The following is a 20,478-nucleotide window of genomic DNA, read 5'->3' on the forward strand; positions in this document are numbered from 1 at the left end:
CGGCCGCCGGAGAACCACGATGTTCAATTGGATCGTCCGATACAGCCTGCACAACCGGCTGCTCGTCCTCGCATTCGCCGCCATCCTGATGGTCTACGGGGCCATGACGGCTCTGCGCACGCCGGTGGACGTGTTTCCCGACCTCAACAAGCCGCTCGTCACCGTGCTGACCGAAGCCGGCGGCATGGCGCCCGAGGAGGTCGAGCAACTGGTGACCTTCCCGCTCGAAACCGCGCTCAACGGCATGCCCGGCGTGACGCGGGTGCGCTCGACCTCCGGCGTGGGCCTGGCGGTGGTCTACGCCGAGTTCGACTGGGGCACCGACATCTACCGCAACCGCCAGCTGGTCGCCGAACGGCTGGCGCTGGTGCGCGAGCAGTTGCCCGCCGGCATCAACCCGTCGATGGGGCCGGTGTCGTCGATCATGGGCGAGGTCATGCTGCTGGCCCTGCCGCTCGATGGTGGCAAGGATGGCGCGCGGGCCACGCCGATGCAGGCGCGCGAGTACGCCGACTTCGTGCTGCGCCCGCGGCTGCTGTCCATCCCCGGGGTGTCGCAGGTGATCCCGATCGGCGGCGACGTGCGGCAGTTGCGGGTCGAACCCGACACGGCGCGCATGGCGCAGTTCGGTGTTTCCCTGAGCCAGATCGAGAGCGCGCTGCAGGGTTTCTCGTCCAACGCCGGCGGCGGGTTCATCGACCTGAACAGCCGCGAATACCTGATCCGCCACATCGGCCGTACCAACCGGGTGGAGGACCTGCAAGGCCTGGCGGTGGCCTGGTCCGGCGGGCGCGCGATCCTGCTGGAGCAGGTCGCCAGCGTGCGCTACGCCGCCGGCCAGAAGCGCGGCGACGGCGGCTACAACGGCGTGCCGGCGGTGGTGGTGAGCATCCAGAAACAGCCCGCGGCCGACACCGTGCGCCTCACCCGCGACATCGAGTCGGCGCTGGACGAACTCAAGCAGGGCCGGCCCGCCGGCCTGAGCGAGCCGCGCGTGCTGTTCCGGCAGGCCGACTTCATCCTGGCCTCGGTGGGCAACGTCAGCGAGGCGCTGCGGGACGGGGCGGTGATGGTCGCCATCGTGCTGTTCGCCTTCCTGCTGTCGGCGCGCACCACGCTGATCTCGCTGGTCGCGATTCCGCTGTCGCTGGCGGTCACGGCGCTGATCCTCAAGCTGATGGGGCAGTCCATCAACGTGATGACGCTGGGCGGTCTGGCGATCGCCATCGGCGAGCTGGTCGACGATGCGGTGGTGGACGTCGAGAACATCCTGCGCCGCCTGAAGCAGAACCGCGCGCTGGCCCGGCCGCTGCCGCTGCTCGAAGTGGTGCGCCAGGCCAGCGTCGAGGTCCGCTCGGGCATCGTCTACGCCACCATCATCGTGGCGCTGGTGTTCGTGCCGCTGTTCGCGCTGCCGGGCATCGAGGGCCGGCTGTTCACGCCGCTGGGCATCGCCTACATCGTCTCGATCCTGGCGTCGATGTTCGTGTCGATGACGGTCACGCCGGTGCTGTGTTCCTACCTGCTGCCGCGCATGAAACGCCTCGGCCACGGCGACAGCCCGGTGGTGGCGCGTCTGAAGCGCCTGGACGAGCGGCTGCTGAACTGGTCGTTCGCGCGCGCCCGGCTGCTGATGAGCCTGGCGGTGATGGCGGTGGTGGTGGCCGCCACCACCGTGCCCTACTTCCCGCGTGCCTTCCTGCCGCCGTTCAACGAGGGCTCGCTGGTGCTGGGCATGGTGTTCAACCCGGGCACCTCGCTGGCCGAGGCGAACCGGATGGGCTCATTGGCCGAGACGCTCATCCAGGAGGTGCCCGAGGTCACCCAGGTCGGCCGTCGCACCGGTCGTGCCGAGCTCGACGAACACGCCGAAGGTGTGCACTCGGCCGAGATCGACGTCGACCTCAAACGCAGCGATCGCAACCGCGAACAGATCATGGCGCACCTGCGCGCCAAGCTCGCGGTGCTGCCGGCGCAGGTCGCCATCGGCCAGCCGATCTCGCACCGCCTCGACCACCTGCTGTCGGGCGTGCGGGCGCAGATCGCGCTGAAGGTGTTCGGCGACGACACCGACACGCTACGCGGTCTGGCCGAGCAGTTGCGGCAAGGTCTGGTCAGCGTGCCAGGCCTGGTCGACCTGACGGTCGAGAAGCAGGTGCTGATCCCGCAGATCACCGTGCGGATCGATCACCGCAAGGCGGCCCAGGCGGGCCTGTCGCCGGGTGAGGCGATCCGGGTGCTGCAGGCGCTGACGGACGGCGCGCACGGCGCCCAGATCGTCGACGGCGCGCGCCGCTACGACCTGGTGCTGCGCCTGCCCGACGCGGCGCGCAGCCCGCAGGACCTGGCCCGCACGCTGATCGACACGCCCGCGGGCCGGCTGCCGGTATCGGCCATCGCCAGCGTCGAGGAGAACGACGGCCCGAACCAGATCGGGCGCGAGAACGGCCGGCGCCGCATCGTCGTCTACGCCAACACCGACGGCTCGGACATGAGCCGCATCGTGGCCGACGTGCGGGCCGTGATCGCCAGCACCCCCATGCCGCAGGCCACCTTCGTCAGCCTGGAGGGTCAGTTCCAGGCCCAGGAGCAGGCCACGCAGCTGATCGTCGGGCTGTCGCTGGTGTCGCTGCTGCTGGTCGCGCTGGTGCTGTACTCGCGCTACAAGTCGATGGTGCTGGCGGGCATCATCATGGCCAACATCCCGCTGGCCTTGATCGGCAGCGTGGTGGCGATGTGGATCGCCGGGGTCAGCCTGTCGGTGGCCTCGATGGTGGGCTTCATCACGCTGGCGGGCATCTCGACGCGCAACGGCATCCTGAAGGTCAGCCACTACGTCAACCTGTGCCGGCTCGAAGGGGAGCAGTTCGGCCCGGCGATGGTGGTGCGCGGCTCGCTGGAGCGGCTCACGCCGGTGCTGATGACCGCGCTGGTGGCGGCCTTCGCGCTGACGCCGCTGCTGCTGTCGGCCGATGCCCCGGGCAAAGAGATCCTGCATCCGGTGGCGGTGGTGATCTTCGGCGGGCTGGTCAGCTCGACGCTGCTCGACACCCTGCTCACGCCGGTGCTGTACCTGAAGTTCGGCCGCAAGGCCACCGAGCGCCTGCTCGAACAGGAGCAGCAGCCCGGCACCACGACGCAAGGCCCTCAAGAGGCTTACTGACACGCACGCATTCATGGCGCAAGCCAGGCCCTTGGAGCCCGGCCTGTCGAAGGGCTCCGCTTGAACACGAAGGTTCCAGATGAAGAAGGTTCTGATCGCAGCCGCCCTGTCCCTGATGGCCGTCGGCTTCAACGCGCAGGCGCATGGCAACGACAAGGCGCAGCACGGCGGCGTGGTCCAGGCCGCCGGCGACATGTCGTTCGAGCTGGTGGCGCAAGGTGACGGCGCGCTGCTGTACATCGGCGACCACGGCAGCCCGATGGACGCCAGCCAGTTCACCGGCAAGCTGACCGTGCTGAACGGCGCCGAAAAGACCGAGGCCGAACTCAAGCCCGCCGGCGGCAACAAGCTCTCGGCCGGCCCCGTCAAGCTCGGCAAGGGCGCCAAGGCGGTGGCCACCGTGACGCTGCCGTCCAGCAAGACGCTGACGGTGCGCTTCAGCGTGAAGTAGGCGAGGCGCGGCAGCCCTGCACCAAGGGCTCATGCGTGGACTTTCGTCGGGCCGCCAGCGCCAGCGATCCTGACGATCGATTGCAGCGCGACTTGATATCGCGCAACAGCGCTCCCGCACACAGTCGTAGCCTGACGGCGTTCACACTCAGACCATGCGCACCCTTCGACTCAATCACCGCCAACTGCGCCCCATTGCCTGGGTGACGCTGATGGTCTGGCTGTTCGCCTTCACGGCCGGGGTGGTCAATGCATGCGCTCTGACGCTGGCGGGTGCGGCGGGTGACAGCAGTGGGCACGTCTACGCTGAATCGGTCGTCCGCCAAGGGCACCACGAGGATGCCGGCAAGGCCGGCTGCCTGAAGCTCTGCGATGACGGATCTTCGGCGATCGCAAAGGTCAAGCTGCCGGTCGTCGATCTGGGCTCGATCCTGCTCACCCTGGTCGAACCGTGGAATGCGATCGCAGCCACCACCGGTGCCGGAATCCGGCAATCGCTGGAGCGGCCGGCCTCCCATGGGCCACCGCTGGTCATCCGCTTCCTGCGCCTGACCTTGTAGACCCGCACGCCTGGCCGCTGGCGGGACGCGCTCCCATGCCGGCGGCTTGCGCATGAGCGATCCGGCGGCGTTGTCCGCCGAATCCGGCCGACACATCCCCCTCGCGGGCAACCGCTTGCATCCATCGATCAGGAGATCCACATGTCTTCATTCAAGACCCTCGTCGCACTCTCGGCCCTCGCACTCGTCACGGCCTGCGCCGCCCCCGGTGGACCCGGTGCCGCGTCCTCGGCCAAGGCGGACGAACACGCGGGCCATCACCCCGACGCAGCCCCCACGGCCCCCGCGGCAACCATGCCGGCCATGCAGGACCGCATGAAGGCGATGCGCGAGATGCACGACAAGATGATGAACGCGAAGACGCCCGCCGAGCGCCAGGCCCTGATGGACGAACACATGAAGACCATGCAGGACGGCATGGCGATGATGAAGGGCATGGGCGGCATGGGTGCCATGGGCGATGGCAAGGGCATGCCCGCCGACATGGCCAAGCGCCAGCAGATGATGGAAGGGCGCATGGAGATGATGCAGACGATGATGGAAATGATGATGCAGCGCCTGCCGAATCCGCCTGCGGCAAAGTAGCGCCTTCGCGGCATGGATCGCGGTGGCGATGAGCGCGCTCATCGAGGCCTTCTTCAGGGGCACGCAAGCGAACCGTGCCCCGAATCGGGAGACGTGACGTCATGGACACGAAGACACACGCCGGCCACGTTGGCCACCTGCAACCTGCGTCGTCAGCCGCAACACCCGCGGTCGACGCGCCGGCAGGCACGATCTACACCTGCCCGATGCACCCCGAGATCCGCCAGGACCAGCCCGGCAACTGCCCCAAATGCGGCATGACGCTGGAGCCGGTGATTCCCGATCTCGACGAGACGGAGAACCCGGAACTCGCCGACTTCAAGCGCCGCTTCTGGTGGACGCTGCCCTTGACGGTGATCGTCACCGTGCTGGCCATGTTCGGCCACCGCTTCGGCTGGTTCGACATGGCCCGGCAGAGCTGGATCGAGCTGGCGCTGACGCTGCCGATCGTGCTCTGGGCCGGCGCCCCCTTCTTCGTGCGCGGCGTGCGGTCGATCGCCCACCGCAGCCCCAACATGTGGACGCTGATCGGCCTGGGCACCGGCGCGGCCTTCGTCTACAGCGTCGTCGCCACCGTCGCGCCGCAGGTCTTCCCGGCGTCCTTCGTCTCGATGGGGCGGGTGGCGGTGTACTTCGAGGCCGCGGCCGTCATCATCTCGCTGACGCTGCTGGGCCAGATCCTGGAGTTGAAGGCGCGCTCGCAGACCTCGGCGGCGATCAGGTCGCTACTCGGGCTCGCGCCGAAGACCGCACGGCGCATCGCGGCCGATGGCAGCGAGTCCGACGTGCCGCTCGCGCACGTGCACGTCGGCGATCGGCTGCGCGTGCGGCCTGGCGAGAAGGTGCCGGTCGACGGCGTCGTCATCGAGGGCAGCAGCGCGCTCGACGAATCGATGCTGACCGGCGAGCCGCTTCCCGTGACCAAGCGCGTGGGCGACAAGCTGATCGGCGCCACCCTGAACACCAGCGGCGCGCTGGTGATGCGCTCGGAGCATGTCGGCTCGGCCACGGTGCTTGCGCAGATCGTGCAGATGGTCGCGATGGCGCAACGCTCGCGCGCGCCGATGCAGCGCATGGCCGACACCGTGGCCGGCTACTTCGTCGTCGGCGTAGTGGGTGTCGCCGTGCTGACCTTCTTCGGCTGGGGCCTGTTCGGGCCCGAGCCGAGCTGGGTCTACGGCCTGATCAACGCGGTGGCGGTGCTCATCATTGCTTGCCCCTGCGCGCTGGGCCTGGCCACGCCGATGTCGATCATGGTCGCCACCGGCCTGGGCGCCACCCACGGCGTGCTGTTCCGCGATGCCGCCGCGATCGAGAACCTGCGCAGGATCGACACCCTGATCGTCGACAAGACCGGCACGCTCACCGAAGGCCGTCCGAGCTTCGAGCGCGCCGTCGGGACAGCCGGATACACGGACGACGAGGTGCTCTGGCTGGCCGCCAGCCTCGACCAGGGCAGCGAGCACCCGCTGGCCGCGGCGATCGTCGCCGCGGCCCGGCAACGTGGGCTCGCCCTCGACAAGCCCGAGCAGTTCGACTCCGAATCCGGCATCGGCGTGCGCGGCCGCGTCGGTGGCCAGGCCCTCGCGCTGGGCAACACGGCGTTGATGGCGCAACTCGGCGTCGACGTGTCGCCCCTGGCCACGCAGGCCGAGGCCCTGCGCAGCCAGGGCGCCAGCGTGATGCACCTGGCGGTCGACGCCAGGCTGGCCGGCCTGCTGGCGGTGTCCGATCCGATCAAGGCGACGAGCGCAGAGGCGCTGGCGTCGTTGCGCGCGGCCGGCCTGCGGGTGGTGATGGCCACCGGCGACGGCCTGACCACCGCGCGCGCAGTCGGCCAGCGCCTGGGGCTGACCGAGATCCACGGCGAAGTGAAGCCGGCCGACAAGCTCAGGCTGGTCGAGCAACTGCAGGCCGAGGGCCGGCGCGTCGCGATGGCCGGCGACGGCATCAACGATGCGCCCGCGCTGGCCCGCGCCGATGTCGGCATCGCCATGGGCACCGGCACCGACGTGGCGATGAACAGCGCCCAGCTCACGCTCGTCAAGGGTGACCTGCGCGGCATCGCCACCGCGCGCGCGCTGTCGGTCGCCACTGTGGCCAACATGAAGCAGAACCTGGCCTTCGCCTTCGTCTACAACGCGCTGGGCGTGCCGCTGGCGGCCGGCGTGCTGTTCCCGTTCACCGGCTGGCTGCTGTCGCCGATGATCGCGGCGCTGGCGATGAGTCTGAGCTCGGCCTCGGTGATCACCAATGCGCTGCGCCTGCGCCGCGCCGCATTGCGTCAGGACTGAACGCGAGCCCCTCGATGGACGGACGGGTGATGCTCACGCGCCGAGCAGACGCACCAGCTCGGCGTAGCCGCGCTCACGCGCGAGTTCGAGCGCCGTGCGGCCGTGCCGGTCCTTCAGGCTGCGATCGGCGCCGGCCTCGACCAGCGCGCGCACGGTGGCCTGGTGGCGCGGCCCGCCGTCACCCAGCACGACGGCCTCGATCAGCGCCGTCCAGTGCAGGTTGTTGACGTGGTCGAGCGGCGCACCGGCGGCGATCAGCTGGCGCACCACGCCGTCGTGGCCGAGGTGCGCCGCCGCGATCAGCGCGGTGCCGTCGTAGCGGCTGGTGACGAGCTTCGCGCTGGCGCCGAGTTCGAGCAGCACGCGCAGCGTGGTCTCGTCATCGGCCACCGCGGCGATGGTGACGGCGTCGTAGCGGTCGTTCTCGAGCGCGCCGAGATCGGTGCCGGCGCCGGCCAGCAGGCGGATCGCCTCGCGCTGGCGCGCGAAGGTGGCCACATGCAGCGCGGTGCGGCCGTGGCCGTCACGCGCCTTGATGCGCACGGCCGCATCGGGCCGCGCCAGCAGCGCACGCAAGGCCGGCAGGTCGCCGCGCTGCGCGGCGGCGTGCAAGGCGGTTTCGGCCGAGCGCGCGTAGGCGGCGATCTCGGCCTCGGCGGGGCCGACCTGCGCCGCTGCGGGCATGGCGCCCAGCAGCGCCGCCAGAGCGGCCAGCAGCGCGCGATCGGTCAGATTCGGATGTCGCATGAACGGGCTCCGGTCGGGTTGGACGACAGGCTCACCACGTGAGCCCGTCACGCGCTCACTTCAGCTGGTCCTTGACCTTGTCGAGCGCGGCGACGGCGCACTGCTCGTCGAGATGGCCACCGGGCGCACCGCCGACGCCGACCGCGCCGATCACCTCGTTGCCCACCTTCACCGGCACGCCGCCGCCGAGCAGCAGGAAGCCGGGGATGTGGACCAGGTTGGCGGCGGCCGGGTTCTTCTGCGCGCCTTCCATCATCGCCAGCGTGGCGTTCTTCGCCGAGGCCGAGGTGTAGGCCTTCAGGCGGCTGGCTTCGAGCGTGTGCGCGCCGGCGTTGTCGGCGCGTTGCACCGCCCGCACGCCACCGGCGCGGTCGACCACCGTGGCGGTGACGTTGTAGCCCGCCGCCGAACAGCTGGCGACCGCGCCGGCGGCGATCTGGTTGGCCAGCTCGAGGCCGATGTTGCGCTCGGTGCGCACCGCCGGTGCAGCGGCCGACTGGGCCTGCGCGGCCAGGCTGGTCGAGCCCAGCGCAGCAAGCGTGGCGAGAACGAGAACGGGGGTGCGCAGCGACATGGCGAGGTTTCCTTCGTGTGGCGGCCCCGGGTGTCGAGGCCATGGCGTCACTGTAGGAAACCGGGTCGCGCGGCGCCATGCGCGTGGCTACGGGCGGGCGTGCGTAGAACTACGGAAACGACGCCGGACGCGACGACGGCAACGCTGCCGCTGCAACTACGTAGGAAGTTGCCTGACAAGCTGCATGGAAAAAGAAGGACTCAAGCGGCAGAAGTGACCTGATGTTGCAAGCCAGTTCGACGGTTCACACTTCATCTCAAGTTGAAACGCAACCGCAACACACCCCGCCAGGAGCCCGCCATGAACACCGAACAGATCCTTGCCGAAATCCGCGAAGCCAACCTGTCCTACCTGATGCTCGCTCAGAGCCTGATCCGGGCAGACCGCGAACAAGCCCTGTTCCGCCTGGGTATTTCGGAAGAAAGCGCCGCCATCCTCGACACCCTGTCGCCGTCGCAGATCATGAAGATCGCCTCGAGCAACACGTTGCTGTGCCGCATGCGCGTCGACGACGACCTGGTCTGGGGCCTGCTCACCAACCACGGCAAGAGCGCCGCCAACGACGGCATCTCGCGCCTGCACGCCAGCATCCTGATGGCCGGCCGCCATCACGAAGCGGCCTGAAACCGCCGCAACACCGACCTGACGAGACAACATCATGCGAGCCAAGAGCATCCTGACCGAAGCCAAGCAGATCGATCGCGCCGTGACGCTGATCAAGCTCGGCGCCCGCCTGCAGGTGCTGGAGTCGGAGACCGACCTGTCCTACGAGCGCCTGCTGCGCCTGTACAAGGAAGTCGCCGGCAAGTCGCCGAGCAAGGGTCAGCTGCCGTTCTCGACCGACTGGTTCATGACCTGGCAGCCCAACATCCACGCCAGCCTGTTCCTGAACACGCATGAGTACCTCAACAAGGTCGCCGAGATGGACGAGATCGACACCGTCATCAAGGCCTACCAGCTCTACCTCGAGCAGACGCAATCGCAGGGTCTCGAGCCCCTGTTGTCGGTGACCCGTGCCTGGCGGCTGGTCAAGTTCGTCGACAACGGCATGCTCACGATGACCGCCTGCTCCAAGTGCGGCGGCCACTTCGTGACCCACCCGCACGAGATCGCCAAGCACTACGTGTGCGGCCTTTGCAACCCGCCGGCGCGGGCCGGCAAGGGCAAGGCCAGCGGCGGCCTGCAGCTGCACTGAAGCCGTCTTTCAAAGACCGTTCGCCGGGATCCTCCGGTTGATTCACGCCCGGCATCTGCACGCGCAGATGTGCCCGGACGTGCAGACATCGAACGGCACCAGCACCGACTGCGTGATGCCTGTCGGTCTCGTTATCGTTGCGCCTCATCTGACCACCCGGAAGAGGAGCAACGACATGACACACGCCTTGGTAGAACCCGCCCGCGTCAGCGCTGACGAACCGGACGCGCAGGTGCGCGTTGCGGTGGTCGGCGTGGGCGCCATCGGCGGCGTGTTCGCCGGCTGGCTGGGCTCGCGCCTGCCGGCCGGGCGCATCCGGCTGTCGGCATTGGCACGCGGCGACACCCTGCGCGCGCTGCAGGCGCAGGGGCTGGTCCTGCAGGAGGCGGCAGGCCCCGTGCACGTGCCCTTGCACGCCAGCGACGACCCGGCTGCGCTCGGTCCGCAGGACCTGGTGATCCTCGCCGTCAAGGGCCCCGCGCTGGCCGCCGTGGCGCCGGCTGTGCGTGCGCTGCTGGCGCCGCACACCACCGTGCTGGTCGCCATGAACGGCGTGCCGTGGTGGTTCTTCGACGGCCTGCCGGGGTCCTGCGAAGGGCTGGCGCTGGACACGGTCGACCCGGGCGGCGTGATCGCTGCGGCCATCCCCGGTCGCCACGTGCTGGGCTGCGTGGTGCACGTCAGCGCCAGCGCGCCGGGGCCGGGCGAGGTCGCCAACGTGCGGCACAACAGCCTGATCATCGGCGAGCCCGCGGGCGGGCTTTCGCCGCGTGTCGATGCCACCGCCGCGCTGCTCGCCGAGGCCGGTTTTGCCGTGACCCGCAGCGAGCGCATCCAGCACGACATCTGGTTCAAGCTGTGGGGCAACATGACCATGAACCCGGTGTCGGCGCTGACCGGCGTCACGTGCGACCGCATCCTCGACGACCCGCTGGTGCGTGCCTTCTGCAGCGCCGTGATGACCGAGGCCCAGGCCATCGGACGACACATCGGCTGCGACATCGACCAGCAGCCCGACGACCGCCACGCCATCACCCGCGGCCTGGGCGCCTTCAAGACCTCGATGCTGCAGGACCTGGAGGCCGGCCGCGCGCTGGAGATCGACGGCCTGGTCGGCGCGGTGCGCGAGATCGGCCAGCACCTGGGCCTGCACACCCCCCACACCGATGCGCTGCTGGGCTTGGTGCGCCTGATGGCGCAGGGCCGCGGCTTGTATCCCGTCAGAACCTGACGATCGACCCCGGCAGATGCCGGCCTGTCAAGTGACAACGCTGTGGAGAAGATTCGTACAGCCGTGGGCTTATCCACAGGCTGTATGCGCCTTCAGTGGTTGTTGATGGGTTATGCCTTTTCATCCAGTACGTCCGCCCACAACGTTTGCCTGGAGCCAAGTTGTTGATCTGAAAGAGGTTTGTCGAGTTATCGACAGAAAGAAGGCTGCCCTACCACTACGACTACCTTTGAAAATTGGAATCGTGAGTCGTACAGCTGTGGCTCCTGGCGATTCCGCTGGCATGTCTCGTGCTTCACAACAGGAACTAAAGTTTCCTTGTGTTTAACTCTTTTGGAGTACGTGCATGAACAAGCGTGTCGCCGTCATCGGTGCGGGTCCCTCTGGCCTGGCCCAGTTGCGGGCGTTCCAGTCGGCAGCGGCCAAGGGTGCCGAGATCCCCGAAGTGGTCTGCTTCGAGAAGCAGGGCAACTGGGGCGGGTTGTGGAACTACACCTGGCGCACCGGCCTCGACCAGTACGGCGAACAGGTGCATTGCTCGATGTACCGCTACCTGTGGTCCAACGGCCCGAAAGAGGGGCTGGAGTTCGCGGACTACAGCTTCGACGAACACTTCGGTCGCCCGATCGCCTCGTACCCGCCGCGGGCCGTGCTGTTCGACTACATCGAGGGCCGCGTCAAGAAGGCCGGCGTGCGCGACTGGATCCGCTTCAACACCGCCGTGCGTCAGGTCACCTTCGACGCCGAGAGTGCGCAATTCACCGTGACCGTGCACGACCTGGTCAATGACCGCACCTATTCGGAGCTTTTCGATTACGTGGTAGTGGCCTCGGGGCATTTCTCGACCCCCAATGTGCCGTCCTTCGCGGGCTTCGAGGGCTTCAATGGCCGGGTGCTGCATGCGCACGATTTCCGCGATGCGCGCGAATTCGCCGGCAAGGACGTGCTGCTGATCGGCACCAGCTATTCGGCCGAGGACATCGGCTCGCAGTGCTGGAAATACGGCGCCAGGTCGATCACCATCAGCCATCGCACCAAGCCGATGGGTTTCAACTGGCCCGACAACTGGTCCGAAGTGCCGCTGCTGGAGCGGGTCGATGGCCACACGGCACTGTTTCGCGACGGCAGCAGCAAGCACATCGACGCGATCATCCTCTGCACGGGCTATGTGCACCACTTTCCCTTCCTGGGCGACGACCTGCGCCTGAAGACCAGCAACCGCCTCTGGCCGCTCGGTCTCTACAACGGCGTGGTGTGGGAGAAGAACCCGCAGCTCTTCTACGTCGGCATGCAGGACCAGTGGTACACCTTCAACATGTTCGACGCGCAGGCCTGGTATGCCCGCGACGTGATGCTGGGCCGCCTGCCATTGCCTGACCTTGCGACGATGCAGGCCGAAAGCGCCGATTGGCGCAAGCGAGAAGAAGCACTGGCCGACGATTACGCCGCCATCCGCTACCAGAGCGAATACACCGCCGGCCTGGCCGCATTGACCGACTACCCGCCACTCAACATCGAAGGCATGAACGAGGCCTTCTTCCAATGGAAGAAGCACAAGAAGGAAGACATCATGGGCTTTCGCAACAACAGCTATCGCTCGGCCATCACCGGCACCATTTCGCCACCGCACCACACGCCGTGGAAAGACGCGCTGGACGATTCGCTCGAGAGCTATCTCGGCAAGCCCTGAAGCGACCTGGCCGGCCTGATGTTGCCGGCCTGAATCGGGCCCGGTGCCGCATGGCAATTGCGGAACCGGGCCTTCTTCTTGTCAGTGATTGTTTTGCGGACAAGAAAAAGCCCTGCGGCGCAGATCGCGCCGCAGGGCTCGGGTCGACGGTGCTCAGGCGCGCACGCGGCTCTTGTCGGGGTCGTAGAAGATCGCCGGGCCCACGCTGGCCGGCAGGCGTTTCTGGTGGCCGTCGAGCTTGCCCACTTCCACCCGCGTGCCCGGCGCCGCGCTGGTCACGCTGATGCGGCACAGCGCGATGTTCTGGCCCGTCAGCGGTGAGCGGGTGGCGCTGGTAATCACGCCGACCTGGGCGTGGCCGATGTAGACGCCGTCGCCATGCGCGGCGGTCTCGTTGCCGTCGAGCACCAGCCCGACCAGCTTGCGCTGCGGGTGAGCCGCGCGTTCGATCAGCGCGTCGCGGCCGATGAAGTCGTCGGTCTTGCTCTTGAGCGGCACGCAGAAGCCGATGCCGGCCTCGAACGGATCGGTCTGGTCGCAGAACTCGTAGCCGGCGAACACCAGGCCCGCCTCGATGCGCAGCGTGTCGAGGGCTTCGAGCCCGAGCGGTGTCAGGCCGAGCGGTGCACCCAGTTCCCAGATCCGTGCCCACACGCGCGGTGCGTCGCTCGGGTGGCACCAGACCTCGTAGCCCAGCTCGCCGGTGTAGCCGGTGCGCGAGACCATGATCGGGCAGCCGTTGTGATCGTCGAGCCGGCCGACCAGGAAGCGGAACCAGCCGAGCTTGTCGAGCGTGGGCTGCGTGCCCGGTGAGCTGACCATCTGGCTCAGTAGTTCGCGCGAGCGCGGGCCCTGTACGGCGATGTTGTGGATGTGGTCGCTGGCCGACTTGATCCAGACCTTCATGCCGAGTTTTTGTGCCTGCTCGCGCAGCCAGATGCCGGCGTAGTCCTCGCCGCAGATCCAGCGGAAGTTGTCGGGGCCCAGGCGCAGCAGCGTGCCGTCGTCGAGCATGCCGCCGTGCGGATAGCACATGGCCGAATAGACCACCTGGCCGACCGCCAGCTTCTTGATGTCGCGTGTCAGGCAGTGCTGCATCAGCGCCTCGGCGTCGGGGCCGATGACCTCGAACTTGCGCAGCGCCGACAGGTCCATCACCGCCACGCGCTCGCGGCAGGCGTGGTATTCCTCGATCGCGCCGTGGCCGTCGTAGCGGCTCGGTGTCCACCAGCCGCGGTATTCGGTGAACTGGCGCGTCAGCGCCGAGGTGGCCGGGTGGAAGCCGCTCTCGCGGGTCAACACCGGTTCGGCGTCGGGGGTGGCGCGGTGCGCGATGGCCATGCTGAAACGCTCCTGGGCGGCGTAGATGCGGATGTGGATGTCGGTGGGCATCCAGCCGTTGGCCGGATCGATGTCGTCCGGACACGAGGTGTTGGCGCAGACCATCTCGTCGAGCGCGCGCAGCAGCACGTGGTCGCCCGGTCGCGACCAGGGTTCGTCCATCGTCAGCTGGTCGTGCGCGTCGACGCCGGTGTTGTAGAAGAAGTTGATCGCGGGCCAGCCCGGGCGCGCCTGCACGCCATACGCGGCCAGCGCGGCCGACAGGTTGTCGCTGCAGTTGGCATGGCCGAAGTAGCCCATGCTCTCGTAGTAGCGCGCCGCGCAGGCCAGCCCGAAGGTGTCGTGGCGGCCGACGGTGTCTTGCACCACCTCGAGCACCGGCTGCATCTGGCGGTCGAAGAAACGCGAGTGCAGGCCGGGGCCCGGGTAGGCGCGGCCGCTGAGCGTGCGCGTGACGGTCGGGTCGAGCTCCTGCTCGATGCCGCGCTCCAGCGCCCGGCGGTTGAAGGCGACGAAGTCCGAGCACTGCCGCCCGGCCACGTCGATGACCTGGATGTACTGGCCCGGCGACACGGTGTAGCTGCGCGCGGTGCCGGGCGCGATGGTGAACTCGTCGACCACCTCGCCCAGCGGTGCGGGCAGGGGTACGGCCTGCAGGATGCGGGTGGCGTGGCGGTGCACGTGCAGGGCCAACGGGGTGGGGGCGTCTTGCGCGTGCACCGAGCCGCTCGGGCCCGGTGCCGCGACCACCACCAGCACGTCGTCGGTGGCGGTGCAGCGCTGACGCTGGCCGGCCAGGCCATCGGCCGGCCAGAGCTGGCAGGCCGATGGCAACGCGGCCAAGTCGATGCCGCGGCGCTGCAGCCCGGTGCGCACCGGGCGCACCGAGGCGCTGTCACGCTGCAGCATCGTGGCGATGGCAACGGCGCCCGGGCTCGATCGCAGGCCGAGTGCGGCCAGGGCCTCGCGGCCCTGGGCGTCCCAGACCTGCAGTTCGCAGGCTTGCAGGCCTTCCGGATCGATCACCTCCAGCTGATCGCCCGCGGCCAGCGCGATCACCGTGAGGCCGCCGCCGGCGACCTTGTAGCGTTCCAAGGATGGCGTGCGTGCGAACAGCGAGGGTTCACGCGCACGCGTTACGACCGGGCGACGCCCCGGCATTGCGGCATCGCTCGGCAGGCCCATCAGAGCGCCTCTTTGCCGGTTTCGCCGGTGCGGATGCGGATGACTTCTTCGAGCGTGGTCACGAAGATCTTGCCGTCGCCGATCTTGCCGGTGCGCGCGGAGGTCTCGATCGCCTCGATGACGCGTGCCAGCACGCTGTCCTCGACCGCGGCTTCGATCCGGATCTTCGGCAGGAAGTCGACCACGTATTCGGCCCCGCGATAGAGCTCGGTGTGGCCTTTCTGGCGGCCGAAGCCCTTGACCTCGGTGACGGTGATGCCCTGGGTGCCGATGTCGGACAGGGCCTGGCGCACCTCGTCGAGCTTGAAGGGTTTGATGATGGCGGTGACGAGTTTCATGGTGTGCTTCTTGGCATGAAAGGAGGTTGAGTCGTGAGGTGCGCGATCAGTACTTGTAGCCCGGCTCGCCGTGCGAGATCAGGTCCAGACCTTCGTCTTCTTCGTCTTCATCGACGCGCAGGCCGCGGCAGACGATGGACGTCAGCTTGAAGGCGATCCAGCTGCTGATGGCCGAATAGACGACGCTGAAGCCGATCACCATCAGCTGCACCTGCATCTGCGAGCCGAAGTCGCGGCCTTCGGCAAAGCCCAGGCCACCCAGGCTCGGCATCGCGAAGATCGTGGTCAGGATGCCGCCGACGATGCCGCCCACGCCATGCACGCCGAAGACGTCGAACGAGTCATCGAGGCCGATCATCGGCTTGAGCTTCTCGACTGCCCAGATGCAGATCGGCGAGACGATCACGCCGATCGCCAGCGCGCCCATCGGGCCGACAAAACCGCAGGCCGGCGTGATCGCCACCAGGCCGGCGATCGCACCCGAGACGGCACCGAGCATGCTCGGGCGGCCGCGGTGCAGCCACTCCACCAGCACCCACGACATCGCGCCCGCAGCGGCGGCGAGCATCGTGTTGACCACCACCAGCATCGCGAAGCCGTTGGCCGCCAGCGCGCAACCGCCGCAGAAGGCCAGCCAGCCGACCCACAGCATCGAGCCGCCGGTCATGGTCATGGTCATGTTGTGCGGCGACATGGCGCCCGTGCCCGCACCCTTGCGCGCGCCCACCATCCAGGCGCCCACCAGCGCGGCGATGCCGACGTTGACGTGCACCACGTTGCCGCCGGCAAAGTCCTGCGCCCCGAGCTTGAAGACCCAGCCGCCACCCCAGCCCATGTGCGCCATCGGCACGTAGTTGATGGTGAACCAGATCGCCATGAAGACCAGCACGGCCGAGAACTTGATGCGCTCGGCAAACGCGCCCACGATGATGGTGGGCGTGATGGCCGCGAACAGCAGCATGAAGAAGAAGTAGAGCAGCTCGGGGATCGTGCCCTGCAGCGCATCCGCCCCCACGCCCTTCATGAACAGCTTGTCGAGCCCGCCGATGAACGACTGCGCCGAGCCGCCGTCGGTGAAGGTCAGCGTGTAGCCGTAGAGCGCCCACAGCACCGTGATCAGCGAGGACACGGTGAAGACCTGCATCAGGATCGACAACACGTTCTTGGTGCGCGCCAGGCCGCCGTAGAACAGCGCCAGGCCGGGGATGGTCATCAGCCAGACGGCGATGCAGCAGGCGAAGATGAAGGCGGTGTCACCGGCGCTGAGCACGGGTGCAGCCACCGCTGCGACTGCGGTTGCGGCTGCCGTCGCTTCTTCGGCCCAGAGGGCGGTGGGGCTGACGGACAGGGCGGCTGGGGCGAGCCAGCGCAGGGCTTGGAACAGTTTCAAGGGGAGAGCTCCATGGTGCGGTTGCGAACGCCATGAGCTGTGCAAGCGGCATGCCTGAGTTTCTTGATGAGAAAAATACATTCACTGCAAGAAACTAGTGCGTCTGCACGGAAACACGCGCCGCATGCACCGACATGCGCCTCTTTGCGCGCGCTCACATGCCCGCGTAGTTGGGCCCGCCGCCGCCCTCGGGCGTGATCCACACGATGTTCTGTGTCGGATCCTTGATGTCGCAGGTCTTGCAGTGCACGCAGTTCTGGGCGTTGATCTGCAGGCGCTCGCTCATCTGTCCATTGCCGTCGTCGCTCTGGATGAACTCGTAGACACCGGCCGGGCAGTAGCGGCTCTCGGGGCCCGCGTAGGTGGCGAGGTTGATCGCCACCGGCACGCCCGGATCTTTCAGCGTCAGGTGCGCCGGCTGGTTCTCTTCGTGGTTGGTGCTGGAGACGAAGACGCTGCTCAGGCGGTCGAAGGTCAGCTTGCCATCGGGCTTGGGGTAGCTGATCGGCGGCATCTGCGCGGCCGGCTTCAGGGCGGTGTGATCGGCCTGATCGCGGTGCAGCGTCCACGGCGGCGAAGCGATGCCCAGCTTGGGCATCAGCCACTGCTCGACGCCGGTCATCAGCTGGCCCATCAGCGGGCCCTTCTTGAACCAGAGCTTGAAATTGCGGCTCTGCTGCAGTTCTTCATGCAGCCAGCTGGCCTCGAAGGCTTGGGGATACGCGCTCAGCTCGTCATGGGCACGGCCCGCGGCCAGCGCCTCGAAGACGGCCTCGGCGCACAGCATGCCGCTCTTGATCGCGGCGTGGCTGCCCTTGATGCGCGCCGCGTTCATGTAGCCTGCGTCGCAGCCCACCAGCGCGCCACCTGGGAACACCGTCTTGGGCAAGGCCTGCGGGCTGCCGTTGTTGATGGCACGCGCGCCGTAGCCGATGCGCTTGCCGCCTTCGATGTGGGCGCGGATGGCCGGGTGCGATTTCCAGCGCTGCATCTCCTCGAACGGCGACATCCACGGGTTCTGGTAGTCCAGGCCGACCACGAAACCGAGCGTGACCTTGTTGTCTTCGAGGTGGTAGAGAAAGCCGCCGCCGAAGGTGTCGTCGGCGATCGGCCAGCCGGCGGTGTGCACCACGCGGCCGGGCTGGGCTTTGGCGGGATCGATCTCCCACAGTTCCTTGATGCCGATCGAGTAGCTCTGCGGATCGCGGCCGGCATCGAGCTGGAAGCGCGCGATCAGCTGCTTGCCCAGGTGGCCGCGCGCGCCTTCGGCGAACACGGTGTACTTGGCGTGCAGTTCCATGCCGAGCTGGAAGCCGTCGGTCGGCTGGCCGTCCTTGCCCAGGCCGAGGTGGCCGGTGGCCACGCCCTTGACGCTGCCGTCGTCGTTGTAGAGCACCTCGGCGGCGGCAAAGCCGGGGAAGATCTCCACGCCCAGCGCCTCGGCCTGCTCGCCCAGCCACTTGGCGACCGCGCCCAGGCGCACCACGTGGCAGCCGTGGTTGTGGAAGTTGCGCGGCATCAGCCAGTCGGGCGTGCGGCGCGCGCCGGTCTCGCTCAGGATCAGCAGGTCGTCACCGGTGACCGGCTGGTTCAGCGGTGCGCCGCGCGCTTTCCAGTCCGGGAACAGTTCGGCGAGCGCGATCGGATCCATCACCGCACCGCTGAGGATGTGGGCGCCGGGCTCGGAACCCTTCTCGAGCACGCAGACGCTGACCTCGCGGCCCTTGTCGGCGGCGAGCTGTTTCAGGCGGATCGCGGTGGCCAGGCCGGCCGGGCCGGCGCCCACCACCACCACGTCGTATTCCATCGCCTCGCGCGGGCCGAACTGTTCGATCAACGCTTGAGCGGACAAAGTGCTTTCCATGTCGATGACCCGATCCGTCTCAAGCCGTTGTGGTGCGAGCCAGGCTGTCGAGTGCCGCCAGCAGCATCTTCTGCAGCAGCGGCTGCACCGTGGTGGCCTTGTGTTCCAGGTAGGTGAACGGCGGCTCTTCGCGCATGTAGAGGTCCTGGCCCATCTCCAGCTGGATGGCGTGGATGCCGTCGTCGGGTGAGCCGTAATGGCGCGTGATGTAGCCGCCCTTGAAGCGGCCGTTGAGCACGTGGCTGAAGCTCGATGCGCGGGCCAGTTCGACGACGCTGTCGATGATGGCGGGCGTGCAGCTGCTGCCGCTGGCGGTGCCGAAGTTCAGGTCGGGTAGCTTGCCGTCGAACAGGCGCGGCAGCACGCTGGCGATCGAGTGCGCGTCCCACAGCAGCACGGCGCCGTGCGCGGCCTTGAGGCGGTCCAGCTCGGCGCGCAGGGCGTCGTGATAGGGCTGCCAGTAGCCGCTCAGGCGGCGGGCCTGCTCGGCGGCGTCGGGCCATCCGTCGCGGCCGTAGAGCGGCTCGCCGCGAAAGGTTTCGGTCGGGCACAGGCCGGTGGTGGTCTGGCCCGGATAGAGGCTCTCGCCGCTGGGCGGGCGGTTCAGGTCGATCACGTAGCGCGACACCTTGGCCTTCAGGATCGACGCGCCCAGGCTGGCGGCAAAGCCGTACAGGTGGTCGAGGTGCCAGTCGGTGTCCTGCTTCAGCGGCGCGGGATCGCGCATGTCGGCCTCGAACTCGGGCGGCAGTTCGGTGCCCAGGTGCGGGATCGAGATCAGCAGCGGCAGGGTGCCCTGGCTGAGCGAGTAGATGGCGGTTTCGGTGTTCATGAGGTCTCCTCGTCGGGACAGAAAAGAGCGTCGGCGGGCAGCGCGGGCATGCGCAGGCGGATGGCGGGGCCGGTCTCCTGGCGGATCACGTCGCGGGTGACGCGGGCGATGCGCTGGTCGAGGCCGGCCCATTCGTCCTCGCGCGACAGCAGGTGGAAATGGCGCTGGCCGAGCCGGGTGGGCGGCAGCGGCAGCACGGTCACGTCGTCCAGATACTGGCGCGACTGCCACAGGCACAGCGGCGTGCTCAGCGCCCAGCCCAGGCCGGATGCGACCAGGCTCAGCAGCGGGTCGGTGGCGTCGAACTCGTAGCTGCGCGGCGCCTGCACGCCCACATGGCGCAGGAAGCGCTCGACCTGCTGGCCGATCACCGAACGCTGGCTGTAGCGGATCAGCGGCAGGCTGCCGGGCAGCTCCGCCAGCTCACGCGCCGACTGCAGCGAGCGCACCGGGTGCGCGCGCGGGAACACCGCCACCCACGATTCGGAGCACAGCAGCCGCGGCACGATGCGCGGGTCGTCGATGGCCGCGTCGGTGCAGATCGCGAAGTCCAGCTCGCGCCCGCGCAGCTGCTCGATCAGCATCGGCGTCAGCCCGGACCACATCAGGATCTGCTGCGCCGAGCCCGACATCGCGCGGATCAGCCGCGGCCCCACGGTGGCCGCGAACGAGTCGACGCAGCCGAGGTGGATATGCGTGTGTTCATGGCGCGCGGTGGCGCGCACCTGGTCGACCATCGCGCGCGCCTGGGTCAGCAGCTCGGTGGCGCGCTCGCGCAGCGCGCGGCCGGCGTGGGTGGTGACGGCGGGGCGCACCTCGCGGTCGAACAGCTGCAGTTCGAGTTCGGTCTCCAGCGCCTTGATCGACTGGCTGATGGCGCTCTGGCTCAGGCCCAGCAACTGGGCGGCCATCACCATCGAACCCGAGTCGCACACCGCCACGAAGGCTTCGAGCGAGTGCAGGTCGGGCAGCCGGCGCGAGCGGCGGGCGTTGCGGGTGTTGCGGGAGCCAGGGGCGGATGGCGGCATGGGCAGCGATG

Annotated in this window: 17 protein-coding genes; 9 read left to right on the forward strand and 8 right to left on the reverse strand. The window is 68.3% G+C overall.

Features of this window, described 5'->3' with window-relative positions:
* The first annotated feature begins 19 nt into the window (after window positions 1-19).
* From LCHO_RS00720 to LCHO_RS00740, 5 genes are all read left to right on the forward strand, one after another.
* On the forward strand, window positions 20-3,163 hold the full coding sequence (locus LCHO_RS00720) for an efflux RND transporter permease subunit (RefSeq protein ID WP_012345181.1): 3,144 nt from the start codon (window positions 20-22) through the stop codon (window positions 3,161-3,163).
* A gap of 79 nt (window positions 3,164-3,242) precedes the next feature.
* Window positions 3,243-3,614, forward strand: a complete 372-nt coding sequence (locus LCHO_RS00725) for a hypothetical protein (RefSeq protein WP_012345182.1) — start codon at window positions 3,243-3,245, stop codon at window positions 3,612-3,614.
* 154 nt (window positions 3,615-3,768) lie between these two features.
* Window positions 3,769-4,173: a hypothetical protein gene (locus tag LCHO_RS00730; RefSeq protein WP_012345183.1), complete on the forward strand. Its 405-nt coding sequence runs from the start codon at window positions 3,769-3,771 to the stop codon at window positions 4,171-4,173.
* A 141-nt stretch (window positions 4,174-4,314) separates the two neighbouring features.
* On the forward strand, window positions 4,315-4,758 hold the full coding sequence (locus LCHO_RS00735; RefSeq protein WP_012345184.1) for a hypothetical protein: 444 nt from the start codon (window positions 4,315-4,317) through the stop codon (window positions 4,756-4,758).
* A gap of 101 nt (window positions 4,759-4,859) precedes the next feature.
* The gene (locus LCHO_RS00740) at window positions 4,860-7,052 is read left to right on the forward strand and encodes a copper-transporting P-type ATPase (protein ID WP_012345185.1); all 2,193 of its coding nucleotides are present in this window, start codon (window positions 4,860-4,862) and stop codon (window positions 7,050-7,052) included.
* Window positions 7,053-7,085: 33 nt separating this feature from the next.
* Here the strand turns inward: LCHO_RS00740 and LCHO_RS00745 are convergent, their stop codons facing one another.
* Window positions 7,086-7,799, reverse strand: a complete 714-nt coding sequence (locus LCHO_RS00745) for an ankyrin repeat domain-containing protein (protein ID WP_012345186.1) — start codon at window positions 7,797-7,799, stop codon at window positions 7,086-7,088.
* A gap of 55 nt (window positions 7,800-7,854) precedes the next feature.
* Window positions 7,855-8,373 (reverse strand): GlcG/HbpS family heme-binding protein, encoded by a 519-nt coding sequence (locus LCHO_RS00750; protein ID WP_012345187.1) that lies wholly within the window; start codon window positions 8,371-8,373, stop codon window positions 7,855-7,857.
* Window positions 8,374-8,673: 300 nt separating this feature from the next.
* Between LCHO_RS00750 and flhD the strand changes: the two genes are divergently transcribed.
* From flhD to LCHO_RS00770, 4 genes are all read left to right on the forward strand, one after another.
* Window positions 8,674-8,997 (forward strand): flagellar transcriptional regulator FlhD, encoded by a 324-nt coding sequence (gene flhD, locus LCHO_RS00755; RefSeq protein WP_012345188.1) that lies wholly within the window; start codon window positions 8,674-8,676, stop codon window positions 8,995-8,997.
* A gap of 34 nt (window positions 8,998-9,031) precedes the next feature.
* Window positions 9,032-9,568, forward strand: coding sequence for a flagellar transcriptional regulator FlhC (flhC, locus tag LCHO_RS00760; RefSeq protein ID WP_012345189.1), 537 nt, complete (start codon window positions 9,032-9,034; stop codon window positions 9,566-9,568).
* Window positions 9,569-9,743: 175 nt separating this feature from the next.
* Complete coding sequence (locus tag LCHO_RS00765; protein WP_012345190.1) at window positions 9,744-10,799, forward strand: 2-dehydropantoate 2-reductase; 1,056 nt, start codon at window positions 9,744-9,746, stop codon at window positions 10,797-10,799.
* A 346-nt stretch (window positions 10,800-11,145) separates the two neighbouring features.
* A complete protein-coding gene (locus LCHO_RS00770; protein WP_012345191.1) occupies window positions 11,146-12,489 on the forward strand; it encodes an NAD(P)-binding domain-containing protein in 1,344 nt (447 codons plus the stop codon).
* A 153-nt stretch (window positions 12,490-12,642) separates the two neighbouring features.
* Here the strand turns inward: LCHO_RS00770 and LCHO_RS00775 are convergent, their stop codons facing one another.
* The 6 genes from LCHO_RS00775 to LCHO_RS00800 all read right to left on the reverse strand — a co-directional run bounded on the left by LCHO_RS00775 (window position 12,643) and on the right by LCHO_RS00800 (window position 20,467).
* Entirely contained in the window at window positions 12,643-14,925 is a 2,283-nt protein-coding gene (locus tag LCHO_RS00775; RefSeq protein WP_223210484.1) for a trimethylamine N-oxide demethylase, read from the reverse strand.
* 89 nt (window positions 14,926-15,014) lie between these two features.
* Window positions 15,015-15,353: a P-II family nitrogen regulator gene (locus LCHO_RS00780; protein ID WP_012345193.1), complete on the reverse strand. Its 339-nt coding sequence runs from the start codon at window positions 15,351-15,353 to the stop codon at window positions 15,015-15,017.
* 46 nt (window positions 15,354-15,399) lie between these two features.
* Entirely contained in the window at window positions 15,400-16,743 is a 1,344-nt protein-coding gene (locus LCHO_RS00785; protein ID WP_012345194.1) for an ammonium transporter, read from the reverse strand.
* A gap of 154 nt (window positions 16,744-16,897) precedes the next feature.
* Window positions 16,898-18,607, reverse strand: a complete 1,710-nt coding sequence (locus LCHO_RS00790; RefSeq protein WP_012345195.1) for an electron transfer flavoprotein-ubiquinone oxidoreductase — start codon at window positions 18,605-18,607, stop codon at window positions 16,898-16,900.
* 19 nt (window positions 18,608-18,626) lie between these two features.
* Entirely contained in the window at window positions 18,627-19,439 is an 813-nt protein-coding gene (gene hutG, locus LCHO_RS00795) for an N-formylglutamate deformylase (protein WP_012345196.1), read from the reverse strand.
* The gene (locus LCHO_RS00800) at window positions 19,436-20,467 is read right to left on the reverse strand and encodes a LysR family transcriptional regulator (RefSeq protein ID WP_012345197.1); all 1,032 of its coding nucleotides are present in this window, start codon (window positions 20,465-20,467) and stop codon (window positions 19,436-19,438) included. The genes hutG and LCHO_RS00800 overlap by 4 nt, the downstream gene beginning before the upstream one ends.
* Window positions 20,468-20,478: the final 11 nt, after the last annotated feature.

This window comes from Leptothrix cholodnii SP-6 (assembly GCF_000019785.1).
Taxonomy (GTDB): domain Bacteria; phylum Pseudomonadota; class Gammaproteobacteria; order Burkholderiales; family Burkholderiaceae_C; genus Sphaerotilus; species Sphaerotilus cholodnii.